A 20,793-nucleotide genomic window follows, 5' to 3' on the forward strand; every position below is an offset into this window, starting at 1 on the left:
ACGGTGTTTTCTTGCGATCAGAGCGTGGCCATGTCGATGACGAAGCGGTAGCGGACGTCGCTCTTCATCACGCGCTCATAGGCCTTGTTGATGTCCTTGATGTCGATGGTCTCGATATCGGCGGTGATGTTGTGTTTGCCGCAGAAATCCAGCATCTCCTGGGTTTCCTTGATCGAGCCGATCATCGAGCCGGCAAGGTTGCGGCGGGCAGGGATCAGGGAAAAGGCATGAACCGGAACCGGATGTTCCGGTGCGCCGACCAGAACCATGGTGCCGTCCACCTTCAGCAGGCTCAGATAGGCATTCCAGTCGATGCCAGTGCTGACCGTGCAGACGATCAGATCGAAGGTATTCGCCAGTGTCTTGAAGGTTTCTACGTCGGAGGTGGCGTAATAGTCCTTTGCGCCAAATTTCAGCCCGTCTTCCTTCTTTGAGAGCGACTGGCTGAGCACGGTGACGTCCGCGCCCATGGCTGCGGCAATCTTCACGCCCATATGGCCGAGGCCGCCCATGCCGAGAATGGCGACCTTCTTGCCAGGACCCGCTTTCCAGTGCGACAGGGGCGAATAGAGTGTGATGCCGGCGCACAGCAGCGGCGCTGCCTTGTCGAGCGGCAGATTGTCCGGGATGGACAGAACATAGCCTTCCTTGACAACGATGCTGTCGGAATAGCCGCCTTGAGTTGGCGTTTTGCCATCGGCCTCAACGGAATTATAGGTCTGCACCAGACCTGGCAGATATTGCTCGATATCGACATCCCGGCTTTGGCAATGCACGCAGGAATCGACAAAACAGCCGACGCCGACATGGTCGCCGACCTTGTATTTCGTCACTTTGGAGCCGACGGCGGTGACGATCCCGGCAATCTCATGGCCAGGCACCATGGGATAGGTGGAAAAGCCCCATTCATTGCGGGCCTGATGGATGTCCGAATGACAGACACCGCAATATTTGATCGAGATGACGACATCGTCTTCATTCGGCTCACGACGCTCGAATGTAAAAGGCTCCAGCGGCTTGCTGGCGTCGGTTGCGGCATAACCCTTGGCGATCGGCATGGGAAATCCTTTCGGAATAAGAGGGGCGACGTTTATGGCAACGGATAGGCAAAACGCCGCCGGGAGGATGGCGTTCACCTGCATCATCAAGCAATGCAGAAAACGCCGGAACATGATGGTGTGAGGTTCCGCAAACCTTTCAGGTCACGGAACCGGATGATAGTGACGTGAGCCTGACAGCCGCAGATCTGCGGAGAGGCCGGTTCACCTTAAAGCACATTGCGGCTCATCAGCCTCATGCAACGTGCTTTAAGTCTTTGATTTATCGCATGTACGTTATCACTTCATTGAGGACAATGAAACGCGACATGCTTTAGGATGGGTGCAATGTCAAAGAGACCAGGGCCTTGTCTTCCACCTCTCTTTGCTTATGCGAAACGTTATGTAGGGTATTCTTGCTCAATCTCAAGATGCTTCTTGATCTTGTCGAAGCGGCATGAACCGGTCTCATTGCTTTTCGGCAATCATTCACGGCACGATATGGCTTGAAAAAAAAGCGCGGAGCTATAACGCGCTCAATCCTATGCATAATTTTCTTCTCACAGTCTGCCCGGCTGCGCGAATTATGAGAGGAGCAGGCTTTGACAAATCGATGATTTCATGGTCGATGATGGGCAGCTTCTGCGGTTTCGGCGTGGGGCTGGATTGTGAAAGGGCGTTCGGGTGGAACAGGATGTGTTTGTGGAGCGGTTCGGCGGCGTATTCGAACATTCGCCGTTTATTGCCGCGCGGGCATATGAAGCCGGTCTGATTGATGAGCCTTTGACGGTCGAAAGTGTTCACGACGCTTTATCTGCCATTTTCCGAACCGCCAGCCCTGATGAAAAACTTGGGGTGCTGCGCGCCCATCCGGATCTTGCTGGCAAGCTTGCCATCGCTGGCGAACTGACCGAAGACAGCCGCAATGAACAGGCCGGTGCCGGCCTTGATCGGTTGAGTGCGGATGAGCATGGCAGGTTCACCGCATTGAACAGTGCCTATACCGAAAAATTCGGCTTTCCGTTCATTATCGCCGTCAGGGGGCTGACCAAGGACGATATTTTGTCGGCTTTTGAAAGCCGCATTGGCAATGCGGCCGAAACTGAGTTTGCCACAGCTTGCCGTGAGGTCGAAAAGATCGCTCGTCTCCGATTGACGAGCCTTCTTCCCGGCTGATCACTGTTTGGGCTCGTTTTCCGCCTCGCGGATTGCGTCTTCATGATACCAGCTAGCCGAGCCGCTTTCATAAATGACGGGCGTGACCTTATTCATGCGCTCGCGCATCTGGCGCAGCTTTTCCGGATTCTGAATAGGGAACTGGTATATTTTTGCCTCGACCCGACCAAGGCTTGTCGTCGTTGCCATCGCCTCTGCCTTCCTCATGTTGCCGAGCTCCTCCGCCCGGATCATCACTCTGCCATGAAATGCCGATGTTTGCACATCAAAAGTGCAGCTTGCTTAAAAAAAGAACATTTCCTGCGGTTCAATTTGCTGTGCAAACGGGCAGTCATGACTTTGTCGCCCACATTTCTGTCGATTGCCTCCAACGGGCGCCGATAGAATTCGTTCCTTTAGCATGTTATAAAAGCGTTAAAAAGCTGTCCTTTTCAGGCGCTAGAGGCGGAATGACTGCCGTTGTCTGTTAAAAAAACCGAGTTGGATGCGGGTTTGGCACGCTTCCTGCTTTTCATATATCGATCGCCGGGCTGCCGGAGAATCACCATCAGGTTGCCTCCCTTTGGGGGCTGGACTTATGAGAGATCGACAATGACGAAGTACAAGCTCGAGTATATCTGGTTGGACGGTTACAAGCCGGTTCCCAACCTGCGCGGCAAGACCCAGGTCAAGGAATTTGCAGAATTCCCGACGCTGGAACAGCTCCCTCTCTGGGGCTTTGACGGCAGCTCCACCATGCAGGCCGAAGGCCACAGCTCCGATTGCGTGCTGAAGCCGGTTGCCTGCTATCCTGATCCGGCCCGCACCAATGGCGTTCTCGTCATGTGCGAAGTCATGATGCCCGATGGCGTTACCCCGCACTCCTCCAACAGCCGTGCAACCATCCTCGACGACGAAGATGCATGGTTCGGCTTCGAGCAGGAATATTTCTTCTACGAAAACGGCCGCCCGCTCGGTTTCCCGGAACAGGGTTATCCGGCGCCTCAGGGTCCGTATTACACCGGCGTCGGCTTCAAGAATGTCGGCTCGATCGCTCGCGAAATCGTTGAAGAGCATCTCGACCTCTGCCTCGCTGCCGGTATCAACCACGAAGGCATCAATGCCGAAGTGGCCAAGGGTCAGTGGGAATTCCAGGTGTTCGGCAAGGGTTCCAAGAAGGCTGCCGACCAGATCTGGATGGCACGCTATCTGCTGCTGCGTCTTTGCGAAAAATACGGCATCGATGTTGAGTTCCACTGCAAGCCGCTCGGCGACACCGACTGGAACGGCTCGGGCATGCACTGCAACTTCTCGACGAAATATATGCGTGAAGTTGGCGGCAAGGAATATTTCGAAGCCCTCATGGCTGCTTTCGCCAAGAACTGGAAAGAGCATATCGACGTTTACGGCCCGGACAACCACCTGCGCCTGACCGGCAAACACGAAACCGCTCCGTGGAACAAGTTCTCCTATGGCGTGGCCGACCGTGGCGCTTCGATCCGCGTTCCGCATTCCTTCGTCAATAACGGTTATCGCGGTTACCTCGAAGACCGTCGTCCGAACTCCCAGGGCGACCCCTACGCCATCGCTTCGCGCGTTCTGGCAACGATTGCCGAAGTGCCTGCAGCCGCTTCTGCTGCCGCTTGAGGCATCGATATCTTGTGAATCTCAACGCCAGCGTTTGACGCTGGCGTTTTTGCGTCTTGAAAATGGCGCTTGATGCTTTTGATGCATCTGTATGAAGTGATGTTTCAGTGCATTATCCCGAGAAAAGGGTGGAGCAATTTTCCGTCCGCAAATACGTAAAAACAAACAGTTAGAATGTTTCAGCGTTTCCGTGACGTGCTGAGGCAGTCTAAATCTTTATTTTTACATAATAATTTTATCGTCCCGTTTCATTCCTGTCGAATTATGCTCTATGATCGCGATTTTGGACGTGTCTGCAAAAGCCTGCTTCCTGATCTTCCGTTTTGCTTATGAAGATTGAAGCAAACCTCTCTGATTTGAAGATGTCACTCATCATGATTGAAACCCTGCCCATCCGCCCCCTGACAGCAGAAGCCTTTGCGCCATTTGGCGAGGTCATCGAAGCCGATCCTTCGCGGATGCGGTTGATCAATGGTGGCACAACCGAACGGTTTCATGCACTGGCAAGCCCTGATATCGTGGGCGAGGGCGCCCGGATCATTCTCAATATCTTTCGCGGCCAGCCGCGCCGGTTTCCCTATCAGATCACCATGATGGAACGGCACCCGTTGGGCAGCCAGAGTTTTTCGCCGCTGTCTGGCCGTCCCTTTCTGGTGGCAGTGTCGCCGGATGAGGAGGGCCGTCCCGGTCGGCCGCTTGTCTTTCTGGCCGGGCCGCATCAGGGGGTGAATTACGGTCGCAATGTCTGGCATCATCCGCTGATGGCCCTTTGTGAAACCAGCGATTTTCTGGTTGCCGACCGGGATGGACCGGGTAACAATCTGGAAGAGTTTTTCTTCGATCAGCCCTTTATTGTTCAGGAGCCGTCCATATGACCGGTCTGACGACACATGTTCTCGATACAGCCCTCGGCAAGCCCGCTGAAGGCTTACGCATCCAGTTGATGCGGATGACCGGCGAGGCGGCGCAACTGATCAGCACCGTTTTCACCAATGAAGATGGCCGCATTGATGGTGGCCCGCTTTTGTCCGGCGACAGTTTTCGCGCCGGGGAATATCAGCTGCTGTTTTATGCGGGGGATTATCTGAAAGCCAAGGGGTTTCCGCTGCCGGACCCGGCCTTTCTCGATATCATTCCCATCCGTTTCGGTATTGCCGATGAAAGCGCGCATTATCATGTGCCTCTGCTTCTGTCGCCTTATGGCTATTCGACCTATCGGGGCAGTTGATCATGCGATTTGCTGCGATTGCCGATATTCATGGAAATTGCCTCGCTCTTGAAGCGGTGCTGGCCGATATTCTGGCTGCGGGTATAGCTTATGATCATATCGTCAATCTCGGAGACTGTTTTTCCGGGCCGTTGGAGGCGGGGCGCTGTGGCGATCTCCTGCTATCGCTTGAACTTGTCACCGTGCGTGGCAACCATGATCGTTATCTGATCGAGCAGAACCGGAGCGCCATGCATGAGTCCGATGCCGAGGCTTACGATCAGTTGTCGCCTCGGCATCTGACATGGCTGAAAACTCTGCCAATAACGGCAGTCTGGCGCGATACGGCGTTTCTCTGCCATGCAACACCGGGAAAAGATGATCTCTATTGGCTGGAGAGCGTCAGCCAAGAGGGGTTGGTGCATCTTAAACCGCAGGCCGAGATTGAGGCTTTGGCGAAAGGTGTTGAGCAGGAGCTGATCCTCTGTGCCCATTCCCATCTGCCACGTGCAGTCCGCTTGGCCGATGGGCGGCTGATCGTCAATCCCGGCAGCGTCGGTTGTCCGGCCTATGATGATGACGTTCCCCTTTATCATAAGGTGGAGACGGGAACGCCGATGGCTTCTTACGCGCTTGTGGAAAAGCAAGAGGATCAATGGACAGTGACTTTCCGCCTCGTGCCTTACCATCATCTCGACATGGCAAGGCTTGCCGCCGGGCGTGGCCGCAAGGATTGGGCCAGCGGCCTCGCAACGGGTTGGCTTTCCTGATCGTCTCGTTTCAAAGCTTTGCAATGACGCAGGCGCGCTTTGCACATTGCCCACAGGATGCTGTAAAACCCATGGGGCAAAAGGGGACGACTGAGGCATCATGCGACTGCTGATCGTGGAAGACAATCATGAACTGGCCGACTGGCTGGCCAAGGCGTTGACGCAGGCGCATTATCAGGTTGACCTTGCCCATGATGGCGAAGAGGCCGATCATCTTCTGGCGGTGGCCGATTATGCCGCTGTGGTGCTTGATCTGTCCTTGCCGAAAATCGATGGGATGACGCTTTTGAAACGCATCCGGCGGGCCGGGCGCAAGGTGCCGGTGATCATCCTGACCGCCAACGCCTCGCTCGACGGGCGGGTGGCGGGGCTTGATTCCGGGGCAGACGATTATCTCGCCAAGCCCTTCGAGCTGGCTGAGCTTGAGGCGCGTCTCAGGGCTGTGATCCGCCGCGGTCACGATCTCGCCAGCCCCGAAATCGCTGTCGGCGATCTGACGCTGGACAGCGCCACGCGGCAGTTTTCCCTGAAAAACGAGGTCTTGTCTCTCACCCCGCGTGAACAATCTGTGCTGGAACATCTGATGCTGAAGGCGGGCAGCACCGTCACCAAGGCCAGTCTGATGGATAGTGTCTTCGGCTTCGATGCCGAGACCGATCCGGGCGCCATCGAGATCTATGTGCACCGGCTGCGCAAGAAGCTGGAAGGTGGCAATGTCGAGATCGCTACCCTGCGCGGGCTCGGTTACCTGCTCAGGGCGGTTTAAGGCGGATGACGGCGCTGATGCTTGCTCTGCGGCAAACGCTTTACCGGCTGCGCCACAGTCTCAGAGTGCAATTGCTGGCGATGATCATGGTGACGCTGCTCGGCGTCGTTGCCTTCAATCTGTACAGTGCGCTCATCCAGGCGCGGGCAACGGCCAGTCTGGTCAGCGACAACATGCTGCTGAGCTCTGCCCGGATGATTGCCGAGGCGGTGCGCACCGATGCCGATGGTCATGTTGCGGTGGATATTCCGCCTGCTGCGCTGGAAATCTTCGATACCGGCTATGGCGACCGGGTCTATTATCGGGTCACCACTGTCTGGGGTACGCTGGTTGCAGGCTATGCCGAGCTGAAAGAGCCGCAAAAGCCGGGGCATGGCGAGACCATGTTGTTTCGCAACGTCAATGTGCGCGCCTTGAGCCTTGAACATCCGCTGGCGGGGCTGGGGGCATCGGCCTCCGTCACCGTGACAGTGGCGGTGACGCGGCTCGGTGAAGAGGCGATGCGCAACCGGCTCTGGCTGGCAGACCTCAAGGGACAGATCCTGCTGGTCATCGTTGCCGGCATCGTCACGGTCTTCGGGCTGCAATTCGGTCTCTCCCCGGTTTTCAGACTGCGCGATGCCGTGCGCGCCCGCCGCCGCGATCAGCTTGAACCTTTCGATGACCATCTCGTTCAAGGTGAATTGCGCCCACTGGTTCAGGCGTTGAACGATTATATGACGCGGGTGCAGCGGCAGATGGCGGCACAGCGCCGTTTCGTCGCCAATGCAGCGCATCAGCTGCGCACGCCGTTGACGCTTTTATCCACCCAGGCCAGCTATGCCGCGCGCGAAACCGATGCGGATCGGCGAGACGAGGCGTTGCAGGCGCTGATCCGTTCCACACGACAGGTGACGCGGCTGGCCGAACAGCTTCTGACCCTGACGCGCGCCGAACCCGGCAGCCGCGCGCCTCGCGCCGAACGGGTTGATATGGCCGATGTGGCGCGTCAGGTGCTCGAAGCCCGCGCCGAAGAGGCGCTGAGGGCCGGCATCGATATCGGCCTTGATGCCGATGAGGCCGCGTTCGTCACGGGTGACGGCACCATGCTGAAGGAAATGCTGGTCAATCTGGTCGATAATGCGCTGCGCTACACGCCTGCGCCCGGTACGGTAACGGTGGTGGTGGCTCCGCTTGGATCGGAGGTGGTGCTCAAGGTGGAAGACAGCGGCCCCGGTATTGCCGAGGCAGAACGCGAACAGGTGTTCGAGCGCTTTTACCGCATCATCGGCACCAAAGCCGAAGGCAGCGGCCTTGGCCTTGCCATCGTCAAGGAAGTGGTGGATGGCGCAGGCGGCACGGTATCGCTCGGCACGTCGGGCGAGGGCGGGCTGAAGGTGGAGGTGAGGTTGCCGAAAGCGGTGTGAGTTAACAACAGTCATTCAAACGCCATCATTTTATCTATCGGCAAAGGATCTGGGTGTGAAAATGAAAGGCGATGATATTTTTTGCCGTATTGCCAAAAGGCAGTCTTCAGCCTCGATCGTGCTGGAGACCGAGCACTTCATCTGCATTTTCCACTCAAGCCTGATGTTTACGGCCATAGCCTGATCGTCAGTAAGGAACATTACAGGGATATTCGAGATTGCCCGCGGAACTGGATTTTGATCTGCTGGCGACCATCCAGACGCTTTTCGAGCATTATACTGCGCGGCTTGAAGCAAGAGGGTTCAACCTTCTTAATGCAAATGGTCAATCGGCTGAGCAATCCGTTGATCATCTGCATTTTCATTTTCTGCCACGCTTTCCAGAGGATGGGATCAAGGCATGGCCAATTCTATCGAGCGTGGATTTTGATTCTGTCGCATAGTTTAAACGACTGGTTGGTACACAGGAGTGAAGCGTGATGTCGATTGTTCGTTCAATCGATAACATATGCGGCTTGGCAAAAGTCAAAAGCAATATCGATAACTGTATCGCAGAGTGTCGATCCTAAACGCGGTTAAGTTTTTGTAGAATTGCGTCCGTAAGCGTTTAGCTTTGGCTTACGATGAAGATTCATGCTCATTTGTATCTTTTATGTTTTTACGCATTTCCGGACGGAAAACCGCTATGCATTTTTCCTGGAAATGCTCTAACTGGCATTACCAAATACTGAACGCTGTCGGTGATTATGACGATGCAAGCTTTGAACATAATTGACATGATCAAGCTGGAACTTCAGCCTGGTGAAACCATAAGATGGGCTGGGAAGCCAAAATTCGGACCGGTCTTGAGGTGGGGCTTGGGGCCAATCATGATAAGTTTTATTCCAATTGGAATCACGTCTCGGGAAGTTTTTCAGCTTTTAGAGCGTATAAGCATCGGCAAAGGTCCACGCGTTGGAGAGTCTTACAACGAAATTGTAACTCATGTGGTTGCTTGTTTTTTCTTCTTTTTCGGCTGCTACTCTATTGCAACGGCCATATTAAAAATCATAGAAATGTCGCAGGCTGCTTACGCTGTTACGGACCGACGGGTTCTTATTGTTTCTCATCTGTTTCATAAACGGGTGCGGGCCTTTGCTCCCACAAGCATCAACACTGTTGAAATTTTACAGAAATCCGATGGTTCCGGGACAGTTACTTTTCGTCGGGATGTCGTAAGTGGCGACGATGGGCATGTTGTCGTCAAGTTGGATTTAGTCGGTGTCGATGATGTTGCAAACGTAGCGCGAGAGATTGAAAGACTGAGGTTATCAGTGCAGCAAAGCTCGTCCCTTCGTTGATAAAAACCGCCCGCAACATCTGTTGCGAACGGTTTTCTTATTGCCGACCAGAAGCAAGTTGCGGACAACTTACCTCAATGCGTATCGAGGCTCTGCTGCGGGCGCCATTTGGCCAGACGATTTTCGACGATCGTCATCACATATTCGGCGGCGAGCGTGACCACCATGACCAGCACGATGGCGGCGAACATGCCGGCGGCGTCGAAGGTGCCCTTGGCAATCGAGATCAACTGGCCGATGCCGAAGCGGGCGCCGACGAATTCACCGACGATGGCGCCGATGATGGCGAAGCCGAAGGAGACGTGCAGACTGGCGAAAATCCAGCTCATGGCCGAGGGAATGACCACGGTGCGCGTCACCTGCCAGTCGGAGGCGCCGAGAATACGGGCGTTGGCAATCATGTCGCGGTCGGCTTCACGCACGCCCTGAAAGGCATTGGCGAAAACGACGAAGAAAACCATGATGAAGGCGAGCGCCACTTTCGAGGCAAGGCCAAGGCCCATAATCATGATGAAGATCGGCGCCAGAACCACGCGCGGGATCGAGTTGATCGCCTTGATATAGACGGAGAAAACATCCGACAGCATCTGGTTGCGGCCAAGGCCGATGCCGATGACCACACCGGCGATCGAACCGGTAAAGAAGCCGATCAGCGCCTCTTCCAGCGTGATGCCGAGATTATACCAGAGCGAGCCTTCCGTGGTGCCATTGAGCGCCCAGTCATAGAGGCGCTCGGCCACCGCTGTGGGGCTGGCATAGAAGAAGGGATCGATCCACTGCTGGTCTGAGGCGATCTGCCAGAGTCCGAGGGTGAGGACCAGAATGGCGATCTGCCAGAACAGCACCATCTGTTTGCGCCGCTTGATCGCTTTCAGTGCTGCAGCCTCGATTTCCTTGTCGGATGTGCCGGCGCGGAAGGTGGTGGCGGTGGGGTTTTGCAAGGTAACGTCTGCCATGTTCTCCTCCCTCAGGCCGCTTCGCTGGCGCGGCGATAGCTGGTTTCAACCTCCTGACGGAGATCCTCCCAGATGGTCTTGCAATGCTCGATAAAGGCCTGTTCGTAACGGATTTCCGAGACGACGCGCGGACGCGGCAGGTCGATCTTGTAGACCGATTTTACCGTTGCCGGACCGGCTGTCAGCACATAGATCTTGTCGGCCAGCGCCACGGCTTCCTCAAGGTCATGGGTGACGAAGACGACCGAGGCCTGACGCTCTGCCCAGAGCTTCAGAAGCTCCTCATGCATCACCGTGCGGGTCTGCACGTCGAGCGCCGAGAAAGGCTCGTCCATCAACAGGATTTCCGGCTCGTTGATGAAGGTCTGGGCCAGCGCCACGCGCTTTCTCATGCCGCCGGAAAGCTGGTGTGGATAGTGATGCAGGAACTTGCTCAAGCCGACGCGGGCGAGCCAGTCCTTGGCGGATTTTTCCGCCTCAGCCTTCGACTTGCCGCGAAACAGCGGGCCGGCCATGACATTGTCGATGACATTCTTCCACGGAAACAGCGCATCCTTCTGGAAGGCGAAGCCGACGCGGCGGTCGATGCCGTTGACCGGGCCGCCCATCAGCCGCACTTCGCCGGCGCTGGGCTTGGCAAGGCCGGTGACGAGGTTGAGCGTGGTGGACTTGCCACAGCCGGTCGGGCCGACGACAGCGACGAATTCGCCGCGCTCCACCGTCATGTTGAAATCTTTCAGCGCCGTCAGCGTCTTGCCGGTCGGAGAGACGAAGCGGCGGGTCACATTGATGAGTTCGATAGCCGGGCTACGGCTCTGTTCCATGGCCATAGGTCATCCTTTCGGCGGGAACGCCCGCAGAGGAAAAATAAGGATCGAAATGAAGGATGGGCCACCGCTTGTTCTGCGGCGGCCCTGTGTCTTACTTGGCGTTCTTGACGAATGCGGTCGTATAGGTCTTGGCAAGGTCGATCTGCTTGCCCTTGACGTTTTTCGAGAATTCGGAAAGCACGGCAAGAACCGTCTTCGGGCCATCTTCCGGCATCACGCCGTCGGGCGTGAACATGCCTTTGCCCGCGTCAAGCGCCTTGATATAACCTTCCTTGTCGCCGACATAGAAATCCTTGGGCATCTTGTCGGCGATTTCGGCAGCCGAATGCGTGTGGATATAGTGCAGCGTCTTGACGAAGGCGTTGGCGAGCTTCTGGACCTCGTCCTTATGGGCGTTGACCCATGAGGTTTCCATATAAAGCGAAGCGGCCGGATAGGTGCCGCCCAGAGCTTCGCGGGTCTTGTCCACGGTGCGCAGATCGACCAGAACCTTGGCTTCGCCGGTTTTCACCATGCGCGAAATCGTCGGTTCCGTGGTCATGCCGCCCTGAATCTGGCCCTGCTGCATGGCAGCGATGAAGGTGCCGCCCGCGCCAACCGGAAGGGTGACGATGTCGCCGGGCTTCAGGCCCGCCTTGGCGGCCATGTAAAGCGTCAGAAAATTGGTCGAAGAGCCGAGGCCGGTGACGCCGAGCGTCTTGCCCTTGAAATCGGCAAAGGTCTTGATGTCCGGGTTTTTCGCCGAGACCAGCTCAACCTCGCCCGGGGCCTGGCTGAATTGCACGACGGATTCGACATATTTACCCTTGGCCTGCAGATCGACGCAGTGATCGTAAAAACCGACAACGCCCTGAACCGCGCCGGCCAGCAGCTGGTTTTCCGCATCAACACCGGCCGCTTCGTTCAGAAGCTCGACATCAAGGCCTTCTTCCTTGAAATAGCCGAGGCTTTCGGCAAGCTTTGCCGGCAGATAGATCTGCTTCTCATAACCGCCGACCATGATTGTGATCTTGTCGGCAGCGTGCGACAGGGTGGTCGTCGCCATCAGGCTTGCGGCTGCGGCAAGGGTCAGGGACATCGAACGCAGGATTGCGCGTCTGGAACGCATGAAGAGCCTCCTCTTGTTGTCTTGCAGTGTCTTGCCATCATCTCTGCCAGAATTGGCAGCACAGGCTCGACATGCCTCTCTCTCAAACAGTATGCATGGCGCCAGCCTCTGCTGGCGTCTCCTCCACGATACGTGAATGCAAGATTAACAAGGCAAGCTTTCAGTCAGCTTTCAGTCAGCCGTCTTCCCTCAATTTTTAAGGCTTGCTGGCCACACCCGCCACATAGGTTTCCACCACTGAGCGGTCGTCGCCCAATGTTTGCATCAGAAACAGCTCTTCCGTCAGGCTGTTCACGGCCTCCATTTTCAAGGCCATGGCAGGCGTTGCCGCAGCGTTAAGCACCACGAGATCGGCCTCGGTTCCAGCCTCCAGCGTGCCGATACGGTCAGAGAGCGAAAGTGCTTCGGCATTACCGAGGGTCATATGATAGAAGCTTTCCAGCGGGTTCAGCCGTTCTCCCAGCAATTGCTGGATCTTGTAGGCTTCATCCAGCGTTTTCAGCATGGAATAGCTGGTGCCGCCGCCGATATCGGTGGCAAGTGCCACGCGCACCGGCTTTTCGCGTCTCTGGATCGCTTTCAGCGGAAACAGGCCGGAGCCGAGGAAAAGGTTTGATGTCGGGCAATGCACCGCGACCGAACCCGTCTCCGACAATGCATCCGCCTCCCGCGCCGAAAGATGGATGGCGTGCCCGAAGAGGGTTTTCGCCCCCAGGAGGCCGTAACGGGCATAAACATCCGTATAGTCGATTGACTCCGGGTAAAGGCTGGCGGTGAAGTCGATTTCCTCACGGTTTTCGGAAAGATGCGTCTGGATGTGCAAGTCCGGGTATTCGTAAGCCAGTGCCTGCGCACGCTCCATCTGTTCCGGCGTCGAGGTGATGGCGAAACGTGGCGTGATCGCCACCATGTTGCGCCCGCGCCCATGCCAGCTTTCGATCAGTTCCTTCGTCTCGTCATAGCCGGATTGCGGCGTATCGAGCAGGCCTTGCGGCGCGTTGCGGTCCATCATCACCTTGCCGGCGATCATGCGGGTGCCGCGTCTGGCGCTTTCGGCAAAGAAGGCATCGGCAGAGGTCTTGTGCACCGAGCAATAGGCCACCGCCGTCGTCGTGCCCTGTCGCAGGAACTCGTCGAAGAAATGGCGGGCAATACGCTCGGCATGGGCGGTTTCGACGAACCGGCATTCCTCGGGAAAGGTGTAGGTGTTCAGCCATTCCAGCAGATTGGCGGCATAGGAGCCGATCACCTGCATCTGCGGAAAATGCACATGGCAGTCGATGAAGCCGGGCAGGATCAGATGCGGGCGATGATCGATCTCGTTGACGGCCTCTCCGGCCTCGGCTTTCACCGCGTCATAGGCGCCGGATGCGAGGATCAACCCGTTTTCCATCAGCACCGCACCGTCGCTTTCATAAAGATAGCTGTCGCAGTCATCGAGGCCAAGCGGGGCGCGGCGGAAGGAGAGGAGGCGGCCGCGAACAAGGGTTTTGGTCATTCTATCTTGCCTTTATGGCGCTCTCATACCAAGCGGTGAGAAGGGCGCGGTCTTTCGGGGTGACATCGGTGACATTGCCGGGCGGCATGGCGTGGCTCAATCCTGCTTCCAGATAGATCTCGCGGGCATGGGCGGCAATCTCTTTATCGGTGTCGAATTTGACGTTTTTCGGCGGGAAGGTCAGCCCCTCCCAGACAGGATCTGCCGCATGGCACATGGAGCAGCGCGCCTGAACCACGCTTTTGGCCGCAGCAAAATGCGGATCGGCGAGGAATTTCTCCTGCATTGGCGAAAGCGAAGAGAACGTGCCTTCATCCGGGCGTTTTGCCGTCGACAGCCACATGATGGCGATGAAGATGACCACCGTCACCATCCAGGTCCACAGCGGACGGCCCTTGCGGGCATGCACGGTGTTGAACCAGTGGCGGATGGTGACGCCCATCAGGAAGACCAGCGCGGCGATGATCCAGTTGTACATCGTGGCAAAAGCCAGCGGATAGTGGTTCGACAACATGAAGAACACCACCGGCAGCGTCAGGTAATTGTTGTGCAGCGAGCGCTGCTTGGCGATGCGGCCATATTTCGGGTCGGGCGTGCGGCCCGCGATCAGATCGGCCACCACTACGCGCTGGTTCGGCATGATGATGAAGAAGACGTTGCCCGTCATGATCGTCGCGGTAAAGGCGCCGAGATGGAGAAAGGCGGCGCGACCGGTAAACACATGGGTATAGCCCCAGGCCATGGCGACCAGCAGGATATACAGCAGGATCATCAGCCCCCAGGTGTTGCGGCCAAGCGGGGATTTGCACAAAAGATCATAAATGATCCAGCCGATGGCAAGCGAGGCCAGCGACAGGCCGATCGCTTCGGGCTGGGAAAGCGGCAGCACATGGCGATTGATCAGAAAAAGATCGGCTCCGCCATAATAGACAAGGCAGAGCATGGCAAAACCGGAGAGCCAGGTGAAATAGCTTTCCCATTTGAACCAGGTCAGATGCTCCGGCATGGAGGCGGGCGCGACCAGATATTTCTGGATATGGTAAAAGCCGCCGCCATGCACCTGCCATTCTTCGCCATAGGCTCCTTCCGGCAGTCCCGGACGCTTCACCAGACCGAGATCGAGCGCGATGAAATAAAAGGACGAGCCGATCCAGGCAATGGCGGTCACCACATGCAGCCAGCGCACGGCAAAGGTCAGCCATTCCCAGGCCACGGCATAATCATACATTGCGAACCCCTGTTGTTTTTATAGGATCAACCCAACGGATGACATTGCAAAATCCGAAAGCCGAAGGAAAGGGTGGATTGCTGTTGCGATGCAAAAATTTACTGTTTCTCAAGGCTACGGTTCAAAAGACAATGTTTTCCGCCTCCAGCCCCTCTATCAGGGGTGTCAGGTGGGGTCGGTAATGTTCCGTCTTCCTGTCGACGCCGCTATAAAGGCCCTTGCGGACCTGAGCGGAGCTCAGGGTGAGAATAGGCCGTTCCGTCTGGTGAAAGTCGAGGCAGCGCTGATCCCAGTCGAGGCCGCAAAAGGCCAGCAGGCGGCGGGTTTCGCCGTGCTGATCCTGTGTCAGCCCTTCATAGGACAATTCCATCACATCGTCGGGGAAAAGACGTTGCCAATGGGCCGTCAGCCGGCGTTCACCGGCCATATAGCGGGCGGTCTCGGCGAGATCGTAGGAATATTGCATGCCCTGGCTGGAAAAATAGGTGGAGTAGAGCGCAAAGCCGTTGGCGAGCGCATTGCGGCGGGTGACGATGATTTTCGCCCGCGGAAACATCAGTTTTATAAAACCGACCCAGAGGAAATTGACCGGCATCTTGTCGGTCATGCGCGGTGTTTGCCCGGCCTTTCGCCGCACCGGGGTGATATAGGCGGTGGCGGCGGCGGCAAGATCGGCGGGGGTGATGGCCGCGCGCGGCTTGAGCCGTTTCCTGTCCGGCGCGAAGACGTGATCGAGCATCCGGTAGCTCAGGCTTTCCAGCTCGCCCGCGCCGAAAACATCCGGATGGCTGGCAAGGATCTGCTCGGTCAGGCTGGTGCCGGAGCGTGGCAGGCCGACGATGAAGATCGGCGCTTCGTCGCCTGACTGCATTTTTGCCTGCATCTCGGCCAGCCAGTCGGGGGTGAACAGCGCCTCCAGTTCCAGCATCAAAACGAGATCGTCCTCAACGCGATAATCGGCAAATTGCGCCCGGCGCAGGCGGTTGGCCTCTTGCAGATAGCGGAAGCCGTCGTCGTAACGCTTGGTGTCATGGCAGGCCTTGGCCAGCGCGAAGCCGAGCTTGACCCGCTGGTCGGAGCCTTGCGGCAGGCGGGCAAACAGGGCTTCCATGCCGGAAAGCACCGGGTCTCCTGCCTGCCAGGTCAGCAACATGCCGTAGAGCAGACAGGTTTCGACATGGGCGGGGTTGAGGGTCAGCGCGCGTCGATAGGCGGCTTTCGCCTCTTCCAGCCGGCCAAGACCCTGAAGCGCCTGGCCGGTGTAAAACTGCGCATTGAGATTGTCGGGATGGGCTTCTGCTGCCTTTTGCGCCAGCGTCAGGCCCTCGGCAAAGGCTCCAGCCATCAGATAGCCGAAGGCCTGTTCGCAAAGCGCCTCCGGCTGGGTCGGATCGAGCGCAAGCGCCGCCTGATAGGCCTCGACCATGGCGGCATGATTGCCGAGCCGTTTGTAACAACCGGCAAGGGCGGCAAGCTGACCGGCATCGGCAAGACCTGCCTTTTTCAGTGGCTCAAGGGCCGTACAGACGCTTTGCCAGTCGCCAGCGGCAAGTGCCATCTCGGCCAGACGGCGGCTGAGGTCTGCATCGGGGCGGATCGACAACGCCTGCGCCAGAAGGCTGCGTGCGCCTGCGCCATCGCCGCAGGTCAGGCAAAGTTCGGCCAGGTCCTGAGCGCCTTTTGCCGCCATCTCGGTCAGGGCCTTGACCTTCTCACGGTCTTCGTCTGTGCGGGCCTCGTCCTTGTCTCCAGCCAGTTGCTGCGCAAGCGCGATGAGCGGCGCGATCTTCTGTTTCTGTTCGTTGATTTTTTCGGCAAGACGCATGGGCACAGACATGAACTGAGAAAGATAGCAAAACTCTAAAGCGTTTGCCCTGTGTGAGCCTGTTCGTCCGCTAGATTTCTTGTTTGTCGTTTGTCTTATCGGAAAAACCGGGTTCCACTTTTTCCTGACAAACTCTGCTGCATAATTTTCACCTTAAATCGGGATCGATTTAAGGTGAAAATTATGCAGCAGATTAAAAGTGTTACAGCGACCTTTGTGCGCCATATTTGGCGCACGGCGCTGTAGGGTCGCGCAAGAGCCTCACCGCAAGCTCGGCTGCGACAAGGGCGGCAATCACCGCCGGGCGTTTATCCGTCAGCGGGCTTTGGCCGATGGGCATGGTCAGCCGTTGCAGGGCTTTGGCATCGCCGCCTTCGCGGGTGAACCAATGGGCAAAGGTCTGGCGTTTGCTCATCGAGCCGATCATGCCGACATAGGCAAGATCGTTTCGGGCAAGCGCTTCACGGGCAATCAGAAAATCCAGCGCATGGTCATGGGTGAGGATCACCGCCGCGCCGCCTTGGGGCAGGCGGGCAATCTCGGCTTCCGGCATGGCCGATAGATGGATGGAGAGACCCGCCGGTGCGGGAATGTCGGAAGGGGGGCGGCTGTCGATCAGCGTGGCGCGCAGGGGAAGTGGTTGCAAGGCGTGCGCCAGCGCCAGCCCGACATGGCCCGCACCGAAGATGAAGACCGCAGGTTTTGCCGCATCCTCTGCCGCAAGCTGCACCTCCAGTTGCCGCTGACGTTCAGGTGTCAACCGGACAAGCGAAAGCGAAACCCGCCCGCCACAACATTGACCGATCTCCGGCCCCAGCGGCACGGTCATGACGGTGCTGTCCAAACCCTCTTGCAGCATGGCGCGGGCCTGATCAATCGCCATGAATTCCAGCTGGCCACCGCCGATCGTGCCGTCCGTGCCTGTTTCGCTGACCAGCATGAAGGCGCCTTCTTCGCGCGGGGTGGAGCCTTTGGCCTTGGTTATGCGGATGAGGATTATCATTTGGCCACTCAGCAAGCAGCACCCCCCTCTGTCCTGCCGGACATCTCCCCCTCAGGGGGGGAGATCGGCAACACGCTCATGCCGTTTGTTCTTTTTGCCGTTTCACTTTTGTAAATGGCTCTTGGCATTCCTTTTTCGAGTGCCTCAACCCATTGATGTGTTTGAGATATTTGAAGCATCGTCAAAGAGCGAAGGCTGACGCATCTTCGAGCCTTGGTATCAAAGGGGGCTTGGCGATAAAGCCACTTCAATCTCCCCCCTTGAGGGGGAGATGTCCGGCAGGACAGAGGGGGGTATGCCAACCGACTACTCAAAATGGTCCATTCCAATCATGCGCAAAACATGCAAGCAAACATCATCAATCTTGTGCAAGACATCGTCATTGCCAAGCCGCAGAACTTTCCAGCCTAAAGTTTCAAGCTTTTGATTCCGAAGTGTATCCTTGGCAATGTGCCGGTCTAAACTGTGCGATGGTCCGTCAATTTCAACGATCAATTTATGATCGGGAAAGGCGAAATCTGCAATGAAGCCTGCAATCGGCATTTGTCGTCGAAAGCCTAACCCCATGAGCCTGTGCGCTCTCACGGCATTCCAGAATGTCAGCTCCGCTGCCGTCAAGTTTTTCCTCATCCGTTGAGCCTGACGGCGATGCCGGGTTGGAACCGAAAAATGCGGCATCAACGCATCTCTTTCAGCCGCTCCACCGCCATCAGCACCCGTTCCGGCGTGGCGGGCGCGTCGAGCCTTGGGCAATGACGATAATCGGCGACGCTTGCCACCGCCATGGACAGCGCTTCCAGCACCGAGATCGCCAGCATGAAGGGCGGTTCGCCCACGGCTTTGGAGCGGCCAATGGTCGGTTCGGCATTTTCCGACCAGTCTGCCAGTGTCACGTTGAAGATTTTCGGCCGGTCCGAGGCCAGCGGAATTTTATAGGTGGAGGGGGCATGGGTGCGCAAACGCCCCTTGTCGTCCCACCACAGCTCTTCCGTGGTCAGCCAGCCCATGCCCTGCACGAAGCCGCCCTCGATCTGTCCAATGTCTATGGCCGGGTTCAAGGATTTGCCGACATCGTGGAGAATGTCGGTGCGCTCGATCAGATATTCACCGGTCAGCGTATCGATGGTCACGTCCGAGCAGGAGGCGCCATAGGCGAAATAGTAAAAGGGCGTGCCGCGCCCTGCCGCCCGGTCCCAATGGATTTTCGGGGTCTTGTAAAAGCCGGCGGCAGAAAGCTGGACCCGGGCGAGATAGGCCTGCCGGATGAAATCGGCAAAGGCAATTTCGTCCCCGCCCACCGCGACGCGCCCCGGCAGAAAGCGTACGGCCTCCGGCGCGACGGCCCATTTTTCCGCGGCAAAGGCGATCAGCCGCTCCTTGATCTGGCGGGCGGCATCATAAGCCGCCATGCCGTTCAGATCCGAGCCGGAAGAGGCGGCCGTCGCCGAGGTGTTCGGCACCTTGCCCGTGGTGGTGGCGGTGATCTTTACCCGGTCGATATCCACCTGAAAGGCATCGGCCAGCACCTGCGCCACCTTGGTATAGAGGCCCTGGCCCATTTCCGTGCCGCCATGGTTGAGATGGATCGAGCCGTCCTGATAGACATGCACCAGGGCACCCGCCTGATTATAGGCGGTCATGGTGAAGGAAATGCCGAATTTCACCGGGGTGAGCGCAATGCCCTTTTTCAACACCGGGCTTTGTCGGTTGAACTCGATGATTGCCTGCCGCCGCGCCCGGTAATCGCTTGTCGCTTCCAGCTCATCGACGATGCGGGCGATGATATTGTCCTCAAGCGTCTGGTGGTAGGGTGTGACGTCGCGGCCCGAGCCGGGTGGGCCATAGAAATTCGCCTTGCGGATATCGAGCGGGTCCTTGCCGAGATGATAGGCGATTTCCTCGATCACCCTTTCGGCGCCCAGCATCCCCTGCGGCCCGCCGAAACCGCGAAAGGCGGTGTTGGATACGGTATGGGTTTTCAGCGGTTGCGAGGTCAGCTTCACATGCGGGTAGAAATAGCTCGAATCGCCGTGAAACAGCGCCCGGTCGGTGACGGGGCCGGAAAGATCGGAGGAATAGCCGCAGCGGGCGGCAAAATTGGCGTCGATGGCGTGGATTTTGCCGTCATCATCGAAGGCAACGTCGAAATCCATTTTAAAGTCATGCCGCTTGCCGGTGACGCTCATATCTTCGTCGCGGTCGGGCCGGAATTTCACCGCCCGGTTCAGCTTTTTCGCCGCCAGCGCCGCCAATGCGGCAAAGTGGTTGCCCTGGGTTTCCTTGCCACCAAAGCCGCCGCCCATGCGCCGCACATTCACGGTGATGGCATGGGAAGAAATATTGAGAACATGGCCGACGATATGCTGGATTTCCGACGGATGCTGGGTGGAGGACCATAAGGTGACATCATCATCCTCACCGGGAATGGCCAGCGCAATGTGGCTTTCCAGATAGAAATGCTCCTGTCCGCCAATGCGCATCGTGCTTTTCAACCGGTGCGGGGCGTTCGCCAGCTCTTCGTCCGGCGCACCGCGCTTCAGCACCATGCCGGGGGTCACGAGCGGCGCGCCGTTTTCCAGCGCACCGTCGATATCGCTCCAGAAGGGCAGGTCGCGATAAGTGACCTTTGCCAGCCGCGCCGCCGTGCGGGCGATTGCGCGGGTCTCGGCAATCACGGCAAAGATTGTCTGGCCGTGAAACTCAACCTTATTCTTGGCAATCAGCGGCTCGTCATGGCGACCGCCGGAGGAAATGTCGTTGACGCCGGGAATATCCTCTGCCGTCAGAACTGCGACGACGCCGGGGTAAGCGTGCACGGCGGCAAGATCGAGCGAGACGATCTCGGCATGAGGCCGATCGGCAAGGCCGAGCGCGCCATGCAGAAGGCCTGCGGGCTCTGGAATATCGTCGATATATTCGGCGCTTCCGGCCACATGCTTATGGGCGGAATCATGACGCAGCGACCCATGCATCGGTCCGGTTATGGTTGCCTTGTGGGTGGAAACGGCTTTATCCAT

19 protein-coding genes and 1 pseudogene are annotated in these 20,793 nt (G+C 57.4%); 9 read left to right on the plus strand and 11 right to left on the minus strand.

The window, feature by feature from the left end; genetic code table 11:
* Positions 1-17: 17 nt before the first annotated feature.
* A complete protein-coding gene (locus tag NAC44_RS02130; protein ID WP_250937311.1) occupies positions 18-1,058 on the minus strand; it encodes an NAD(P)-dependent alcohol dehydrogenase in 1,041 nt (346 codons plus the stop codon).
* A gap of 663 nt (positions 1,059-1,721) precedes the next feature.
* On the opposite strand from NAC44_RS02130, the gene uraD reads away from it, so the two are divergent.
* Positions 1,722-2,213, plus strand: coding sequence for a 2-oxo-4-hydroxy-4-carboxy-5-ureidoimidazoline decarboxylase (uraD, locus tag NAC44_RS02135; protein WP_250937313.1), 492 nt, complete (start codon positions 1,722-1,724; stop codon positions 2,211-2,213).
* On the opposite strand, the gene NAC44_RS02140 is transcribed toward uraD, so the two are convergent.
* A complete protein-coding gene (locus NAC44_RS02140) occupies positions 2,214-2,420 on the minus strand; it encodes a DUF2735 domain-containing protein (protein WP_250937320.1) in 207 nt (68 codons plus the stop codon).
* 384 nt (positions 2,421-2,804) lie between these two features.
* On the opposite strand from NAC44_RS02140, the gene NAC44_RS02145 reads away from it, so the two are divergent.
* From NAC44_RS02145 to NAC44_RS02180, 8 genes and pseudogenes are all read left to right on the plus strand, one after another.
* A complete protein-coding gene (locus NAC44_RS02145; protein WP_250937322.1) occupies positions 2,805-3,839 on the plus strand; it encodes a glutamine synthetase beta-grasp domain-containing protein in 1,035 nt (344 codons plus the stop codon).
* A 374-nt stretch (positions 3,840-4,213) separates the two neighbouring features.
* The gene (locus NAC44_RS02150) at positions 4,214-4,714 is read left to right on the plus strand and encodes an ureidoglycolate lyase (protein WP_250937613.1); all 501 of its coding nucleotides are present in this window, start codon (positions 4,214-4,216) and stop codon (positions 4,712-4,714) included.
* The gene (uraH, locus tag NAC44_RS02155; protein WP_250937328.1) at positions 4,711-5,067 is read left to right on the plus strand and encodes a hydroxyisourate hydrolase; all 357 of its coding nucleotides are present in this window, start codon (positions 4,711-4,713) and stop codon (positions 5,065-5,067) included. The genes NAC44_RS02150 and uraH overlap by 4 nt, the downstream gene beginning before the upstream one ends.
* Positions 5,068-5,069: 2 nt before the next feature.
* Complete coding sequence (locus NAC44_RS02160) at positions 5,070-5,816, plus strand: metallophosphoesterase family protein (RefSeq protein ID WP_250937329.1); 747 nt, start codon at positions 5,070-5,072, stop codon at positions 5,814-5,816.
* Positions 5,817-5,916: 100 nt separating this feature from the next.
* On the plus strand, positions 5,917-6,582 hold the full coding sequence (locus tag NAC44_RS02165) for a response regulator (protein WP_250937330.1): 666 nt from the start codon (positions 5,917-5,919) through the stop codon (positions 6,580-6,582).
* Between the two features lie 5 nt (positions 6,583-6,587).
* Positions 6,588-7,988 (plus strand): sensor histidine kinase, encoded by a 1,401-nt coding sequence (locus tag NAC44_RS02170; RefSeq protein ID WP_250937333.1) that lies wholly within the window; start codon positions 6,588-6,590, stop codon positions 7,986-7,988.
* 215 nt (positions 7,989-8,203) lie between these two features.
* Positions 8,204-8,431, plus strand: a pseudogene (locus NAC44_RS02175) (HIT family protein); the annotation flags it as partial.
* Positions 8,432-8,764: 333 nt separating this feature from the next.
* Entirely contained in the window at positions 8,765-9,328 is a 564-nt protein-coding gene (locus tag NAC44_RS02180; protein WP_250937343.1) for a YdbT family protein, read from the plus strand.
* Between the two features lie 74 nt (positions 9,329-9,402).
* On the opposite strand, the gene NAC44_RS02185 is transcribed toward NAC44_RS02180, so the two are convergent.
* From NAC44_RS02185 to xdhB, 9 genes are all read right to left on the minus strand, one after another.
* Positions 9,403-10,284: an ABC transporter permease gene (locus NAC44_RS02185; protein ID WP_250937345.1), complete on the minus strand. Its 882-nt coding sequence runs from the start codon at positions 10,282-10,284 to the stop codon at positions 9,403-9,405.
* 11 nt (positions 10,285-10,295) lie between these two features.
* A complete protein-coding gene (locus tag NAC44_RS02190; RefSeq protein ID WP_250937347.1) occupies positions 10,296-11,114 on the minus strand; it encodes an ABC transporter ATP-binding protein in 819 nt (272 codons plus the stop codon).
* A gap of 91 nt (positions 11,115-11,205) precedes the next feature.
* On the minus strand, positions 11,206-12,222 hold the full coding sequence (locus tag NAC44_RS02195; protein WP_250937349.1) for an ABC transporter substrate-binding protein: 1,017 nt from the start codon (positions 12,220-12,222) through the stop codon (positions 11,206-11,208).
* 196 nt (positions 12,223-12,418) lie between these two features.
* Positions 12,419-13,720 (minus strand): guanine deaminase, encoded by a 1,302-nt coding sequence (gene guaD, locus NAC44_RS02200; protein WP_250937351.1) that lies wholly within the window; start codon positions 13,718-13,720, stop codon positions 12,419-12,421.
* A gap of 1 nt (position 13,721) precedes the next feature.
* Positions 13,722-14,948, minus strand: coding sequence for a urate hydroxylase PuuD (locus NAC44_RS02205; protein ID WP_250937352.1), 1,227 nt, complete (start codon positions 14,946-14,948; stop codon positions 13,722-13,724).
* Between the two features lie 121 nt (positions 14,949-15,069).
* Positions 15,070-16,785, minus strand: coding sequence for a tetratricopeptide repeat-containing sulfotransferase family protein (locus tag NAC44_RS02210; protein WP_250937354.1), 1,716 nt, complete (start codon positions 16,783-16,785; stop codon positions 15,070-15,072).
* Positions 16,786-16,975: 190 nt separating this feature from the next.
* The gene (xdhC, locus tag NAC44_RS02215) at positions 16,976-17,776 is read right to left on the minus strand and encodes a xanthine dehydrogenase accessory protein XdhC (protein ID WP_250937356.1); all 801 of its coding nucleotides are present in this window, start codon (positions 17,774-17,776) and stop codon (positions 16,976-16,978) included.
* A 306-nt stretch (positions 17,777-18,082) separates the two neighbouring features.
* Positions 18,083-18,454, minus strand: coding sequence for an endonuclease domain-containing protein (locus NAC44_RS02220; RefSeq protein WP_250937359.1), 372 nt, complete (start codon positions 18,452-18,454; stop codon positions 18,083-18,085).
* The gene (xdhB, locus tag NAC44_RS02225) at positions 18,454-20,793 is read right to left on the minus strand and encodes a xanthine dehydrogenase molybdopterin binding subunit (RefSeq protein WP_250937361.1); all 2,340 of its coding nucleotides are present in this window, start codon (positions 20,791-20,793) and stop codon (positions 18,454-18,456) included. The genes NAC44_RS02220 and xdhB overlap by 1 nt, the downstream gene beginning before the upstream one ends.

This window comes from Allorhizobium sonneratiae (genome assembly GCF_023700755.1).
GTDB classification, from domain to species: Bacteria; Pseudomonadota; Alphaproteobacteria; order Rhizobiales; family Rhizobiaceae; genus Allorhizobium; species Allorhizobium sonneratiae.